This window comes from Bacillus sp. NEB1478 (genome assembly GCF_031582965.1).
Lineage (GTDB): Bacteria > Bacillota > Bacilli > Bacillales > Fictibacillaceae > Fictibacillus.
The window spans coordinates 3,626,883-3,642,004 of the sequence record NZ_CP134049.1 but is presented as its reverse complement, the minus strand read 5'-3'; the positions used below and the strand labels follow the sequence as shown (position 1 = coordinate 3,642,004).

The 15,122-nt window shown below is 46.5% G+C and carries 10 protein-coding genes, 2 tRNA genes, 3 rRNA genes and 1 riboswitch; all 15 genes read left to right on the top strand.

Features of this window, described 5'->3' with window-relative positions:
- Positions 1 to 63 precede the first annotated feature (63 nt).
- The 15 genes from RGB74_RS18460 (at position 64) to purF (ending at position 15,114) form a co-directional block, all read left to right on the top strand.
- Positions 64 to 1,613: ribosomal RNA gene (locus tag RGB74_RS18460) — 16S ribosomal RNA — on the top strand.
- A gap of 90 nt (positions 1,614 to 1,703) precedes the next feature.
- Positions 1,704 to 1,780: transfer RNA gene (locus tag RGB74_RS18455), tRNA-Ile, on the top strand.
- A 22-nt stretch (positions 1,781 to 1,802) separates the two neighbouring features.
- Positions 1,803 to 1,878 (top strand) — tRNA-Ala (locus tag RGB74_RS18450).
- 246 nt (positions 1,879 to 2,124) lie between these two features.
- Positions 2,125 to 5,061, top strand: a 23S ribosomal RNA gene (locus tag RGB74_RS18445).
- 189 nt (positions 5,062 to 5,250) lie between these two features.
- Positions 5,251 to 5,366: ribosomal RNA gene (gene rrf, locus RGB74_RS18440) — 5S ribosomal RNA — on the top strand.
- The 16S, 23S and 5S rRNA genes sit together here with 2 tRNA genes alongside, the layout of an rRNA operon.
- Before the next feature lie 436 nt (positions 5,367 to 5,802).
- Complete coding sequence (locus RGB74_RS18435) at positions 5,803 to 6,330, top strand: DUF2179 domain-containing protein (RefSeq protein WP_310760725.1); 528 nt, start codon at positions 5,803 to 5,805, stop codon at positions 6,328 to 6,330.
- A 3-nt stretch (positions 6,331 to 6,333) separates the two neighbouring features.
- The gene (locus RGB74_RS18430) at positions 6,334 to 6,537 is read left to right on the top strand and encodes an NETI motif-containing protein (RefSeq protein ID WP_310760724.1); all 204 of its coding nucleotides are present in this window, start codon (positions 6,334 to 6,336) and stop codon (positions 6,535 to 6,537) included.
- 82 nt (positions 6,538 to 6,619) lie between these two features.
- A riboswitch (purine riboswitch) is annotated at positions 6,620 to 6,722 on the top strand.
- Positions 6,723 to 6,827: 105 nt separating this feature from the next.
- Positions 6,828 to 7,313: a 5-(carboxyamino)imidazole ribonucleotide mutase gene (purE, locus tag RGB74_RS18425; protein ID WP_310760723.1), complete on the top strand. Its 486-nt coding sequence runs from the start codon at positions 6,828 to 6,830 to the stop codon at positions 7,311 to 7,313.
- Positions 7,306 to 8,457: a 5-(carboxyamino)imidazole ribonucleotide synthase gene (gene purK, locus RGB74_RS18420; RefSeq protein WP_310760722.1), complete on the top strand. Its 1,152-nt coding sequence runs from the start codon at positions 7,306 to 7,308 to the stop codon at positions 8,455 to 8,457. The genes purE and purK overlap by 8 nt, the downstream gene beginning before the upstream one ends.
- Positions 8,454 to 9,746, top strand: a complete 1,293-nt coding sequence (purB, locus tag RGB74_RS18415) for an adenylosuccinate lyase (RefSeq protein ID WP_310760721.1) — start codon at positions 8,454 to 8,456, stop codon at positions 9,744 to 9,746. The genes purK and purB overlap by 4 nt, the downstream gene beginning before the upstream one ends.
- A gap of 114 nt (positions 9,747 to 9,860) precedes the next feature.
- Positions 9,861 to 10,583 (top strand): phosphoribosylaminoimidazolesuccinocarboxamide synthase, encoded by a 723-nt coding sequence (purC, locus tag RGB74_RS18410; RefSeq protein WP_310760720.1) that lies wholly within the window; start codon positions 9,861 to 9,863, stop codon positions 10,581 to 10,583.
- Positions 10,571 to 10,825 carry a phosphoribosylformylglycinamidine synthase subunit PurS gene (gene purS, locus RGB74_RS18405; protein WP_310760719.1) on the top strand — a complete coding sequence of 85 codons (255 nt, stop codon included), beginning with the start codon at positions 10,571 to 10,573 and terminating at the stop codon, positions 10,823 to 10,825. Before purC ends, purS begins: the two co-directional genes overlap by 13 nt.
- Complete coding sequence (purQ, locus tag RGB74_RS18400; RefSeq protein WP_310760718.1) at positions 10,822 to 11,505, top strand: phosphoribosylformylglycinamidine synthase subunit PurQ; 684 nt, start codon at positions 10,822 to 10,824, stop codon at positions 11,503 to 11,505. The genes purS and purQ overlap by 4 nt, the downstream gene beginning before the upstream one ends.
- Positions 11,489 to 13,720 carry a phosphoribosylformylglycinamidine synthase subunit PurL gene (purL, locus tag RGB74_RS18395; RefSeq protein ID WP_310760717.1) on the top strand — a complete coding sequence of 744 codons (2,232 nt, stop codon included), beginning with the start codon at positions 11,489 to 11,491 and terminating at the stop codon, positions 13,718 to 13,720. The genes purQ and purL overlap by 17 nt, the downstream gene beginning before the upstream one ends.
- Positions 13,696 to 15,114 carry an amidophosphoribosyltransferase gene (gene purF, locus RGB74_RS18390; RefSeq protein ID WP_310760716.1) on the top strand — a complete coding sequence of 473 codons (1,419 nt, stop codon included), beginning with the start codon at positions 13,696 to 13,698 and terminating at the stop codon, positions 15,112 to 15,114. The genes purL and purF overlap by 25 nt, the downstream gene beginning before the upstream one ends.
- Positions 15,115 to 15,122: the final 8 nt, after the last annotated feature.

Genomic DNA, 15,122 nt, shown 5'->3' with positions numbered 1-15,122 from the left:
AAGAAATAGGTAAGGAATTAAGAATTAATTCCGTCAGTTTTAAAAACGAGCAAGACAAACACTTTTATGGAGAGTTTGATCCTGGCTCAGGATGAACGCTGGCGGCGTGCCTAATACATGCAAGTCGAGCGAATGATGAGGAGCTTGCTCCTCTGATTTAGCGGCGGACGGGTGAGTAACACGTGGGTAATCTGCCTGTAAGACGGGGATAACTCCGGGAAACCGGGGCTAATACCGGATAACAAGAGAGGAAGCATTTCTTCTTTTTGAAAGTCGGTTTCGGCTGACACTTACAGATGAGCCCGCGGCGCATTAGCTAGTTGGTGAGGTAACGGCTCACCAAGGCGACGATGCGTAGCCGACCTGAGAGGGTGATCGGCCACACTGGGACTGAGACACGGCCCAGACTCCTACGGGAGGCAGCAGTAGGGAATCTTCGGCAATGGGCGAAAGCCTGACCGAGCAACGCCGCGTGAGCGATGAAGGCCTTCGGGTCGTAAAGCTCTGTTGTTAGAGAAGAACAAGTACGAGAGTAACTGCTCGTACCTTGACGGTACCTAACCAGAAAGCCACGGCTAACTACGTGCCAGCAGCCGCGGTAATACGTAGGTGGCAAGCGTTATCCGGAATTATTGGGCGTAAAGCGCGCGCAGGCGGTCTCTTAAGTCTGATGTGAAAGCCCACGGCTCAACCGTGGAGGGTCATTGGAAACTGGGAGACTTGAGTGCAGGAGAGAAAAGTGGAATTCCACGTGTAGCGGTGAAATGCGTAGAGATGTGGAGGAACACCAGTGGCGAAGGCGGCTTTTTGGCCTGTAACTGACGCTGAGGCGCGAAAGCGTGGGGAGCAAACAGGATTAGATACCCTGGTAGTCCACGCCGTAAACGATGAGTGCTAGGTGTTGGGGGGTTCCACCCTCAGTGCTGAAGTTAACACATTAAGCACTCCGCCTGGGGAGTACGACCGCAAGGTTGAAACTCAAAGGAATTGACGGGGGCCCGCACAAGCAGTGGAGCATGTGGTTTAATTCGAAGCAACGCGAAGAACCTTACCAGGTCTTGACATCCTCTGACCACTCTAGAGATAGAGCTTTCCCCTTCGGGGGACAGAGTGACAGGTGGTGCATGGTTGTCGTCAGCTCGTGTCGTGAGATGTTGGGTTAAGTCCCGCAACGAGCGCAACCCTTGACCTTAGTTGCCAGCATTCAGTTGGGCACTCTAAGGTGACTGCCGGTGACAAACCGGAGGAAGGTGGGGATGACGTCAAATCATCATGCCCCTTATGACCTGGGCTACACACGTGCTACAATGGGTGGTACAAAGGGTTGCGAAGCCGCGAGGCCAAGCCAATCCCAAAAAGCCACTCTCAGTTCGGATTGTAGGCTGCAACTCGCCTACATGAAGCCGGAATTGCTAGTAATCGCGGATCAGCATGCCGCGGTGAATACGTTCCCGGGCCTTGTACACACCGCCCGTCACACCACGAGAGTTTGTAACACCCGAAGTCGGTGGGGTAACCCTTTTGGGAGCCAGCCGCCGAAGGTGGGACAGATGATTGGGGTGAAGTCGTAACAAGGTAGCCGTATCGGAAGGTGCGGCTGGATCACCTCCTTTCTATGGAGATTATGAGACAGCTTAGACTGTTTCGTAAGTACGCCTATTCTTCTTTTGTTCAGTTTTGAAGGAACTTCAACATTCCTTTATGGGCCTATAGCTCAGCTGGTTAGAGCGCACGCCTGATAAGCGTGAGGTCGATGGTTCGAGTCCATTTAGGCCCACCATTTTTATAAAACCCAAACATTTGGGGCTTTAGCTCAGCTGGGAGAGCGCCTGCCTTGCACGCAGGAGGTCAGCGGTTCGATCCCGCTAAGCTCCACCATTGCACATCTTACGATGATGCCTTTTTTAATGGTTTTATGTTCTTTGAAAACTAGATATCGACATCCAAACAATATGCAAGGCAGATATATATTATTTATCTGCGCCAAGCAATAACTGTTTGATGTTTCAGAAGCGAGAAGATTGAGGCGACAAAGTCTTGAAGGAGTGGAGTGTATTTCGATACATGAGCACCGGAAAGACGAAGTCAACGAAGAGATTCGATGCTTATCAAACATCAATATAAGGTTAAGCTAGAAAGGGCGCACGGTGGATGCCTTGGCACTAGGAGCCGAAGAAGGACGGGACGAACACCGATATGCCTCGGGGAGCTGTAAGTAAGCATTGATCCGGGGATTTCCGAATGGGGGAACCCACCATCCGTAATGGGATGGTATCCATATCTGAATACATAGGGTATGAGAAGGCAGACCCGGGGAACTGAAACATCTAAGTACCCGGAGGAAGAGAAAGCAAATGCGATTTCCTGAGTAGCGGCGAGCGAAACGGAATCAGCCCAAACCAGAGGGCTTGCCCTCTGGGGTTGTAGGACACTCTATACGGAGTTACAAAGGAACGAGGTAGGTGAAGTGGTCTGGAAAGGCCAGCCGAAGAAGGTAACAGCCCTGTAGCTGAAACTTCGTTCCCTCCAGAGTGGATCCTGAGTACGGCGGGACACGTGAAACCCCGTCGGAATCCGGGAGGACCATCTCCCAAGGCTAAATACTCCCTAGTGACCGATAGTGAACCAGTACCGTGAGGGAAAGGTGAAAAGCACCCCGGAAGGGGAGTGAAATAGATCCTGAAACCGTGTGCCTACAAGTAGTCGGAGCCCATTAACGGGTGACGGCGTGCCTTTTGTAGAATGAACCGGCGAGTTACGATCCCGTGCAAGGTTAAGTTGAATAGACGGAGCCGCAGCGAAAGCGAGTCTGAATAGGGCGACATAGTACGTGGTCGTAGACCCGAAACCGTGTGATCTACCCATGTCCAGGGTGAAGTTCAGGTAACACTGAATGGAGGCCCGAACCCACGCACGTTGAAAAGTGCGGGGATGAGGTGTGGGTAGGGGTGAAATGCCAATCGAACACGGAGATAGCTGGTTCTCCCCGAAATAGCTTTAGGGCTAGCCTCGCGGCAAGATTCCTGGAGGTAGAGCACTGATTGGACTAGGGGCCCCCACAGGGTTACCGAATTCAGTCAAACTCCGAATGCCAGAGAATTATCCGCGGGAGTCAGACTGCGAGTGATAAGATCCGTAGTCAAAAGGGAAACAGCCCAGACCATCAGCTAAGGTCCCAAAGTATACGTTAAGTGGCAAAGGATGTGGAGTTGCCCAGACAACCAGGATGTTGGCTTAGAAGCAGCCACCATTTAAAGAGTGCGTAATAGCTCACTGGTCGAGTGACTCTGCGCCGAAAATGTAACGGGGCTAAACGTATCACCGAAGCTATGGCTTGTACCGTATGGTACAGGGGTAGGGGAGCGTTCGAAGTGCAGCGAAGTCAGACCGGAAGGACTGGTGGAGCGCTTTGAAGTGAGAATGCCGGTATGAGTAGCGAAAGACAAGTGAGAATCTTGTCCATCGAAAGCCTAAGGTTTCCTGAGGAAGGCTCGTCCGCTCAGGGTTAGTCGGGGCCTAAGCCGAGGCTGAAAAGCGTAGGCGATGGATAACAGGTTGATATTCCTGTACCACTTCCTTTCCGTTTGAACGATGGGGGGACGCAGTAAGGTAGGGTGAGCGCACTGATGGAATAGTGCGTCTAAGCAGTTAGGCTGTTGGATAGGCAAATCCGTCCAACGTGAAGGCTGAGCTGTGATGGCGAGGGAAATTTAGTACCGAAGTCCCTGATCCTACACTGCCAAGAAAAGCCTCTAGTGAGGAAAGATGTGCCCGTACCGCAAACCGACACAGGTAGGCGAGGAGAGAATCCTAAGATGATCGGGAGAACTCTCGTTAAGGAACTCGGCAAAATGACCCCGTAACTTCGGGAGAAGGGGTGCTCTGATAGGGTTTATCGCCCGAGAGAGCCGCAGTGAATAGATCCAAGCGACTGTTTAGCAAAAACACAGGTCTCTGCGAAACCGCAAGGTGAAGTATAGGGGCTGACACCTGCCCGGTGCTGGAAGGTTAAGAGGAGGGGTTATCCTTTTAGGAGAAGCTCTGAATTGAAGCCCCAGTAAACGGCGGCCGTAACTATAACGGTCCTAAGGTAGCGAAATTCCTTGTCGGGTAAGTTCCGACCCGCACGAAAGGTGTAACGACTTGGATACTGTCTCAACGAGAGACCCGGTGAAATTATAGTACCTGTGAAGATGCAGGTTACCCGCGACAGGACGGAAAGACCCCATGGAGCTTTACTGCAACTTGATATTGGATTTTGGTACAGCTTGTACAGGATAGGTAGGAGCCTGAGAAGCCGGAGCGCCAGCTTCGGTGGAGGCGTCGGTGGGATACTACCCTGGCTGTATTGAAATTCTAACCTAGAACCGTGATCCGGTTCAGAGACAGTGTCAGGTGGGCAGTTTGACTGGGGCGGTCGCCTCCTAAACAGTAACGGAGGCGCCCAAAGGTTCCCTCAGAATGGTTGGAAATCATTCGCAGAGTGTAAAGGCACAAGGGAGCTTGACTGCGAGACCTACAAGTCGAGCAGGGACGAAAGTCGGGCTTAGTGATCCGGTGGTTCCGCATGGAAGGGCCATCGCTCAACGGATAAAAGCTACCCTGGGGATAACAGGCTTATCTCCCCCAAGAGTCCACATCGACGGGGAGGTTTGGCACCTCGATGTCGGCTCATCGCATCCTGGGGCTGAAGTAGGTCCCAAGGGTTGGGCTGTTCGCCCATTAAAGCGGTACGCGAGCTGGGTTCAGAACGTCGTGAGACAGTTCGGTCCCTATCCGTCGCGGGCGCAGGAAATTTGAGAGGAGCTGTCCTTAGTACGAGAGGACCGGGATGGACACACCGCTGGTGTACCAGTTGTTCCGCCAGGGGCATAGCTGGGTAGCTACGTGTGGACGGGATAAGTGCTGAAAGCATCTAAGCATGAAGCCCCCCTCAAGATGAGATTTCCCATCACGTCAAGTGAGTAAGACCCCTTAGAGATGATGAGGTTGATAGGTCTGGTGTGGAAGCGTGGCGACACGTGGAGCTGACAGATACTAATCGGTCGAGGGCTTATCCTTAAAAAAGCATAACGTTTGGAAACGTCGTATCTAGTTTTGAGAGAACATACTCTCAACTTAATAATAGTTTTTTCAGAAGCGAGAAGGTCGAGGAAGTGAAGTTTTGAAGGAACGGAGCGTATTACACATACGTGAGTACCGGAAGAACGAAACTGACGAAGAGATTCGACGCTTATCAAAAAACTTAGGTTCAGTGATGATGGCGAAGAGGTCACACCCGTTCCCATACCGAACACGGAAGTTAAGCTCTTCAGCGCCGATGGTAGTTGGGGGTCTCCCCCTGTTAGAGTAGGACGTCGCTGAGCAAAGAAGGTGGGACGAACTTTATGTTCGTTCCATCTTTTTTTTATTTTATATATTAATAGGTAGAAGATCGATTTTATCGATCTTCTTTTTAGTTTAGAAGCAAGAAAGATCAATAAATGGTGGTTTGGTTAACACCAAACAGCAGAATTCAAATAAAAATAAGGTAGTTTGGCATATACCAAACCTCAATATAACTCTAAAAATACTAAAATACCCTTGCGATCCAAGAAATAAGCGCGCCATACAGAAATTATGCGCGCCATACGGAAAATAAGCGCGCCATACGGAAAATAAGCGCGCCATCCCCAAAATACCCACACCACCACGCAAAAATCCCGCACTTACAGAAGCATTTTTGCATCTTTTCTCCAGTTTCCAACTTGTCCAAAAAGTGTTATTCTTAACGGAGTATTTTTCACCTGGGAGGCCATCAACATGTTGGATAATGCGTTTGTTATGGTTGGTATTATTCTGTTAATTAATGTCGTTTACGTTTCGTTCTTTACGATCCGAATGATTTTAACACTTAAAGGGCAGCGGTACTTGGCGGCTTTTATCAGTGTGTTTGAAGTAATTATATATGTTGTGGGACTTGGGCTTGTTTTAGACAATTTAAACCAGATTCAAAACTTGCTTGCTTATGCGATTGGTTATGGAGTAGGCGTTATTGTAGGGATGAAAATTGAAGAAAAGCTCGCACTTGGTTATACTACCGTTAACGTGATTACGACAGATCTAGGAGGCGGTTTGCCGAATGAACTGCGTAATAAAGGATATGGAGTTACAAATTGGCTCGCGGAAGGCCGTGAAGGTCAGCGTCTTATGATGGAAATCTTAACATCCCGCAAATCGGAAATGAACTTATATAATACTGTGAAAGATTTAGATCCAAAGGCATTTATTATTTCGCATGAACCGAAAGCTTTCCATGGTGGATTTTGGGTCAAGGGTATCAGGAGGTAACAGATGGAGAAGAAACCATCTAAGAAAAAGTTTGCAGTCGAGCCTGGCGAGACGATCTCCGATTGTTTAGATCGCATGGCGGCAGAAGGCTACACACCTGTCAGAAGAATGGAAGAACCTGTTTTTCATGAAGTGAAACGAAACGGCAGAATGGAGCCGGAAGTGAAAGAACAGCGTATTGTTTTTGAAGGGAAACGAATCGATTAAGAGTAAAACACGAACATTAAAACTTTATTATTACATAATGTTCGATTTTTGTTGACAAATGAAAACCTCAATTGCTACAATATAGTCAGAAGAATAAAGCCCTCATATAATTTCGGGGATATGGCCCGTAAGTCTCTACCTGATGACCGTTATTTCATCAGACTATGAGGGAAAGCATCTTTCTGTTAATTTTTATTGGATACGTACGTCCAGTTGGCTGCTTTCTCTCATAGATGGGAGAAGCATACAAACTGGACTTTTTTATTTTTTCTGACAATAAGGAGGCTGCCATGGCTAAAGTTGGCGTGATCATGGGAAGTGTTTCAGATTGGGAAACAATGAAAGAAGCGTGCGATATTTTAGAAGAATTAGATGTAGCATATGAGAAAAAAGTAGTTTCAGCACACCGTACACCAGACCTTATGTTTCAGTATGCGGAAGAGGCGGAACAAAAAGGTATAGAGGTCATTATCGCTGGAGCTGGCGGTGCAGCACATCTGCCAGGAATGGTTGCAGCGAAGACAATTGTTCCTGTCATCGGCGTTCCGGTTCAGTCAAAAGCACTTAACGGTATGGATTCACTTTTATCTATCGTTCAAATGCCTAAAGGTGTGCCGGTAGCGACAGTTGCAATCGGAAAAGCAGGTGCAGCGAATGCAGGACTCTTAGCTGCACAAATGGTAGCCGTTCATGATGAAGGTGTAAGACAGCGATTAAAACAACGCCGGGCAAACGCTCAAAAAATGGCGATTGAAAGTAGTGAGCAGCTTGTATAAAACAATCCAACCACAACAGACAATCGGAATATTAGGCGGAGGGCAGTTAGGCCGCATGATGGCATTGAGTGCAAGAGAGATGGGGCTCAAGGTTATTGTTTTGGAACCTGGTGAAGACTCGCCGTGCGGACAAGTAGCCGATCAACAAATCACCGCAGGTTATGAAGATAAAGAAGGCATCCGACAGCTGGCTGAATTAAGTGATGTTGTCACGTATGAGTTTGAGAACATTGACTCTATGAGTGCCGAATGGCTCCAAGAGAACGCGAACTTGCCGCAGGGAAGCCGTCTTCTTTCTGTCACACAGCATCGTCTTCGTGAAAAAGAAACACTCGTAAAAGCTGGGGTTCCGGTTGCGCCTTTTAAACCAGTTTCAGATATCGATTCACTAAATGACGCGATAACACAGCTTGGGTATCCTTCTGTACTGAAAACGTGCCGAGGAGGATATGATGGCAAAGGTCAATTCGTCATCAAACAGGAAGGCGATTTGAAAATTGCTTCTGAGCTTTTAAATAAAGAGAAAGACTGCGTGCTAGAGTCTTGGCTGCAGTTTGATAAAGAGATTTCGGTAATATTAACAAGAAGTGTAAGCGGAGAGGTTAAATCGTTCCCGATAGCAGAGAATATTCATAGAGATAACATTCTGCATCAGACGATCGTACCAGCACGGATTTCTAAAGAGACAGCCGAACAAGCAAAGGAGTTAGCGGGGTCAATCGCAACGGAGCTTGAGCTTGTCGGTACGCTTGCCGTAGAGATGTTCGTCGCTAATAACGGTGAGATCTACGTGAATGAGTTAGCGCCAAGACCGCATAACTCAGGCCATTACACGATTGAAGCATGCGAAACATCCCAGTTCGACCAGCATGTTCGTGCTGTGTGCAACTGGCCGCTTGGCAATACTGAACTGATAAAGCCGGCCGTGATGATCAACATCTTAGGTGAACATCATGAGACCGTGTTAAGAGAGATAGGGAAATTAGGAGAAGCGAAACTGCATCTGTACGGAAAAAAAGAAGCTAAAGCGAAACGTAAAATGGGGCACATCACTGTATTAGGTGAAACAGTGGAAGAAGCAATCGAAAAAGCAGAAAAAGTGTCCAGCATATTTATAGAGAACAAAACGGAGGTACAACGATGATTGAACGGTATACACGCCCGGAGATGGGTGCGATTTGGACGGATGAAAACAAATACCAGGCATGGCTGGAAGTAGAGATTTTAGCTTGTGAAGCATGGGCAGAGTTAGGTGACATTCCGAAAGAAGATGTGAAGAAGCTTCGCGAAAATGCGTCGTTTGATATTAACCGAATTTTAGAGATCGAAGAAGAAACACGCCATGATGTGGTTGCTTTTACAAGAGCTGTTTCTGAAACGCTTGGCGAAGAACGCAAGTGGGTGCATTACGGGCTTACTTCAACAGATGTTGTGGATACAGCACTTTCATATCTTTTGAAACAAGCAAATGATATTTTGGCAAAAGACTTGGACCGTTTTGTTGAGATTTTAGGAGAGAAAGCGAAAGAACATAAATACACAGTCATGATGGGACGTACACACGGTGTACATGCAGAACCTACGACATTCGGATTGAAGCTGGCTCTTTGGTACGAAGAGATGAAACGTAACGTAGAACGCTTTAAGCAAGCATCTGATACCGTTCGCTTCGGTAAGATTTCTGGAGCTGTTGGGACGTATGCTAACATCGATCCTTTCGTTGAAAAGTATGTGTGTGAAAAGTTAGGGCTTGAAGCTTCGCCGATTTCTACACAAACATTGCAGCGCGACCGTCACGCGCACTACATGTCAACATTGGCACTTATCGCGACGAGCATCGAGAAGTTTGCTACAGAAGTTCGCGGACTTCAAAAGAGTGAAACGCGTGAAGTGGAAGAGTTCTTTGCAAAAGGCCAAAAAGGATCTTCCGCAATGCCGCATAAACGTAACCCGATCGGATCTGAGAACATGACGGGGCTTGCTCGCGTCATCCGCGGATACATGATGACAGCTTATGAGAATGTGTCACTTTGGCACGAGCGCGACATCTCGCATTCATCTGCAGAGCGTGTGATATTACCGGATGCTACGATTGCACTCAATTACATGCTGAACCGTTTTGGAAATATTATTAAGAATTTAACTGTTTTCCCAGAGAATATGAAGCGCAACATGGAACGCACATATGGCTTAATCTATTCACAGCGTGTTCTTCTGAAACTGATCGACAAAGGCATGGCAAGGGAAGAAGCTTATGATACCGTTCAGCCAAAAGCGATGCAGGCGTGGGAAGAAGGCGTCCAGTTCAGAACATTGGTAGAAGCTGAGCCGAAAATTACAGACAAGTTAACACCTGAAGAAATCTCTGAGTGCTTTGATTATAGTTACCACCTGTCACACGTCGATACGATTTTTGACAGACTAGGACTTTAAGAAGAATGAAGAAAGACTTCAACTAAAAAAGAGAGTGATATATTAAGCTCTCTTTCTCTTTGCCTTTTTTTAAAGATTGAATATCGGGAATGTTCATAAAACGGAGGGGTCAAAATGGAGAAGTTAGAACAGCTGTATGAAGGAAAAGCGAAGAAAATCTACCGCACGACAGATGAGCAAGTCGTTTGGATCAGCTATAAAGATTCAGCAACAGCATTTAATGGGGAAAAGAAAGCCGAGATTCAAGGCAAAGGAAGACTGAACAACGAGATTTCGACCATCTTGTTTGAACTTTTAAAAGAAAAAGGCATCCGTTCTCACTTTGTAAAACGCATCTCAGAAACAGAACAGCTTGTGAAAAAAGTGAAGATCTTACCCATAGAAGTTGTAATTCGTAATATTGCAGCTGGAACACTTGCGAAGCGATTAGGGATTCCAGAAGGACAAATCCTGCCGAGAACCATTTTAGAATATTATTACAAAAATGATGACCTTGGTGATCCGCTCATCAACGAAGATCATATCGATATTCTTGACCTCGCTACAAAAGAACAGCTTCAGCAGATTTCAGAACAGGCATTTAAAATCAATGAATTATTAACGAGTTATTTTGCAGACAAACAAGTTAAGCTCGTCGATTTCAAATTAGAGTTTGGAGTGGATGAGAATGGACAGCTGCTATTAGCTGATGAGATTTCACCTGACACTTGCAGACTTTGGGATGCAGAAACGAACGAGAAGCTGGATAAAGATGTGTTCCGCCGTGAGCTTGGAAGTTTAACAGATGCATACGAAAAAATTCTAAAACGTCTAGGAGGCCTATCATGTACAAAGTAAAAGTTTATGTAACGCTAAGAGAGAGTGTATTGGACCCACAAGGAAAGGCAGTTATGGGATCTCTTCATAAAATGGGGCAGTCAGAGGTAGAGGATGTTCGTATCGGAAAGTATCTAGAGCTGACGATGCAAAAAGGTGATTATGATTTAGATGCGAAGATCGCAGAAATGTGTACAAAACTATTATCCAATCCGGTCATCGAAGACTACCGCTACGAGGTGGAGGAGGTCGTTGCACAGTGAAGTTCGCAGTGATAGTATTTCCGGGCTCGAACTGTGATACGGACATGTATCATGCGGTAAAAGACGAACTCGGAATGGACGTTGAATATGTATGGCATGATGAAACAGATTTAAGTCGATTTGACGGTATATTACTGCCTGGCGGCTTTTCATACGGAGATTATCTTCGAACAGGAGCAATCGCACGCTTTTCGAACGTAATGAGCGAAGTCGTAAAAGCAGCTAACGCAGGCAAACCAGTTCTTGGTGTGTGCAACGGATTTCAAATTTTACTTGAAGCAGGTTTATTGCCTGGTGCGATGCGCCGCAATGAATCTTTGAAATTCATCTGCAAGCAGGAGGGTCTTATTGTAGAGAACGATACAACGATGTTTTCTGGTCTTTATGAAAAAGGAGAGCGAATTACAGTTCCGGTCGCACATGGCGAAGGAAACTACTATTGCGATCCAGAGACACTGGAAGATCTGAAAGCAAACAACCAGGTTGTTTTCACTTATGCGAACAATCCAAACGGATCAGTTGAAGATATCGCGGGGATCACGAATAAGAGCGGCAATGTACTTGGGATGATGCCGCACCCGGAACGCGCTGTTGATGAGCTGTTAGGAAGCAATGATGGTCTGAAACTATTTCAATCAATCGTGAAGAGCTGGAGGGAACGTTATGTCGCTACTACATGAACCAACAAGTTCTCAAATTAAAGAAGAAAAATTGTACCGTGAAATGGGCTTAAATGATTCCGAGTTTGAACTGATCGAAAAAATTATCGGCAGGTCGCCAAACTGGACGGAAACGGGATTGTTCTCTGTTATGTGGAGCGAGCATTGTTCTTATAAAAACTCCAAACCTGTTTTAAGCAAGTTCCCGACTAAGGGAGAGCGTGTGCTGCAAGGTCCTGGTGAAGGTGCAGGAATCGTAGATATAGGTGATGGCCAGGCGGTTGTGTTCAAAATTGAATCACATAACCATCCATCAGCCATTGAACCATATCAAGGGGCGGCAACAGGTGTCGGCGGAATTATTCGTGACGTCTTCTCGATGGGAGCACGTCCAATCGCAATGCTGAACTCTCTTCGTTTCGGTGAACTTGAATCACCGCGAGTGAAGTATTTATTCGAACAAGTGGTAGCAGGAATCGCAGGCTACGGGAACTGTATTGGAATTCCTACAGTTGGCGGCGAAGTTCAGTTTGATCCGTCATACGAAGGTAATCCGTTAGTTAATGCAATGTGCGTAGGTTTGATTGATCATAAAGATATTAAAAAAGGCCAGGCAAAAGGCGCAGGCAACTCCGTAATGTACGTTGGTGCAAAAACAGGCAGAGATGGCATCCACGGTGCAACCTTTGCATCTGAAGAGCTTTCTGAAGCATCCGAAGAAAAACGCCCGGCGGTACAAGTTGGCGATCCATTCATGGAAAAGCTTGTCATGGAAGCATGCCTCGAACTCATTCAAAACTGTGATGCTCTTGTCGGAATTCAGGACATGGGAGCAGCAGGCTTAACAAGTTCATCTGCTGAGATGGCGAGTAAAGCTGGGATGGGGATTGAGATGAACTTGAATCTGATTCCACAGCGTGAAACAGGCATGACGGCATATGAGATGATGCTTTCAGAGTCTCAAGAAAGAATGCTTTTAGTCGTTGAAAAAGGCCGTGAGCATGAAGTTGAAGAGATTTTTGCAAAATGGGATCTAGATTGTGTAACAGTTGGAACAGTAATCGAAGAGAAGGTACTGAGACTTACTCATAACGAGGAAATCGTTGCAGAACTTCCGGTAGATGCTCTTGCTGAAGATGCACCTGTTTATAATAAGCCATCAAAAGAACCGGCTTATTATAGTGAGTTCCAATCACAAGAAGCTTACGTTCCAGAAATTCTAAGCTTCAAATCAACGTTGCTTTCTTTATTGGCTCAACCAACGATCGCGAGCAAAGAATGGGTTTATAACCAATATGACTATATGGTGCGCACGAATACGGTTGTTGCGCCAGGATCTGACGCGGCTGTTGTTAGAATAAGAGGAACGAAAAAGGCACTTGCGATGACGACAGATTGTAATTCTCGTTATTTGTACTTGGATCCAGAAGTCGGCGGGAAAATCGCAGTTGCTGAGGCTGCTCGTAACCTTGTATGTTCGGGAGCGAAGCCGCTAGCTTTGACAGATTGCTTAAACTACGGAAACCCTGAGAAACCAGAAATTTTCTGGCAGCTGGAGAAATCAGCTGACGGCATTAGTGCGGCATGTACGAAACTGGCAACTCCGGTTATCGGCGGTAACGTATCACTTTATAACGAAACAAACGGAGTAGCGGTTTATCCGACACCTGTTATCGGCATGGTCGGACTGATCGAGGACACGAAGCATATCGTGACGCAAAGCTTTAAGGAAGCGGGAGACATCATTTATTTAATCGGTGAGTCCAAAGCGGAATTTGGCGGAAGTGAGCTGCAGAAGATGAAAGAAGGACGCATTTTCGGCAAGGCACCGCACATTGATCTAGAAGTAGAAGAAGCGAGACAAAGTGACCTTTTAGCTGCGATTCAAAAAGGATTGATTGCATCTGCACATGATGTGGCAGAAGGCGGACTATCAGTTGCACTTGCTGAGTCTGTAATGGACGGAAAAGTCGGCGCGAGTGTGACTTTAACAGATGAACCGGTCGGAAGTCTTTTCGGTGAATCGCAATCACGTTTCTTAGTGACAGTAAAACCTGAACATCAAGACGAATTTGAACAGCTTGTTAATGATACAAAAATCATTGGGTTTGTGCGTTCTGAGAGCGGTCTTGCTATCGACAATGAGCAAGGTGAAGAACTTGTATCCTGTACGCTTGAGGAGCTGCATGAAGCCTGGAAGGGAGCTATTCCATGCTTGCTGACATCAAAGGTTTAAACGAAGAATGCGGTGTGTTTGGTATTTGGGGACATCCAGATGCCGCACAGCTTACGTATTATGGATTGCATAGTTTGCAGCATCGAGGACAAGAAGGTGCGGGAATCGTTGTAACAGATGGGGAGCGTTTGCGAACACATAAAGGAAGCGGCCTTGTTAACGAAGTTTTCGGAAAAGGCGAGTTAGAGAATTTAATAGGATATGGTGCAATTGGCCATGTCCGGTATTCAACAGCGGGAGGAAACGAGCTTGCGAATGTGCAGCCATTATTATTCCGTTCCCAAACGAGTTCTCTAGCGCTCGCTCATAATGGAAATCTTGTGAATGCGAATGCGCTGAAACATCAATTAGAATCACAAGGAAGCATTTTTCAAACGACTTCGGACACAGAAGTGCTGGCGCATTTAATTAAGCGCAGCAGCTACACATCGTTAAAAGAAAAAATGCAAAACGCGCTCACAATGCTTAAAGGAGCTTATGCTTTTCTTGTCATGACAGAGAATGAAATGATGGTCGCACTCGATCCGAATGGTTTGCGTCCATTGTCACTTGGTATTTTAGGAGATGCGTATGTCGTAGCTTCAGAAACTTGTGCATTTGATGTTGTTGGAGCAACATACGTGCGTGATGTGCAGCCAGGTGAGCTCTTGATCATCAATGAAGACGGACTAAAGGTTGATAGTTTTTCAACTTCTGCTCAACGTTCTATGTGCTCGATGGAATACATTTATTTTTCAAGACCTGACAGCAACATCGAAGGCATCAACGTTCATGCTGCAAGAAAAAGCCTTGGGAAAAAGATGTTTGAAGAAGCACCAGTTGAAGCTGATGTTGTAACAGGTGTGCCGGATTCCAGTATTTCTGCGGCCATCGGATATGCAGAAGCATCAGGCATTCCGTACGAAATTGGATTGATCAAAAACCGTTATGTAGGCAGAACGTTCATCCAGCCATCACAGGAACTTCGTGAACTTGGTGTGAAAATGAAGCTATCTCCTGTTCGCGGGATTGTGGAAGGTAAGCGTGTTGTAATGGTCGATGACTCAATCGTTCGCGGAACAACAAGTCGCCGTATCGTCAAAATGCTGCGTGCCGCGGGTGCTACAGAAGTGCATGTAAGGATTACTGCACCGCCGATCGCTCATCCTTGTTATTACGGAATCGATACTTCTGAACGCGCTGAACTCATTGCATCAAAGCATTCTGTAGAAGAGATCCGGGAAATCATCGGAGCAGACTCGTTATCTTTTATATCAGTAGAAGGACTGATGGAAGGCATCGGCAGATCGAATGCTGAACCGAACTGCGGACAATGCTTAGCTTGTTTTACAGGCCGTTATCCGACTGAGATTTATCCAGATACAGTTTTACCATACGAAAAAGAGCTTGTTTAAGGGGGAGA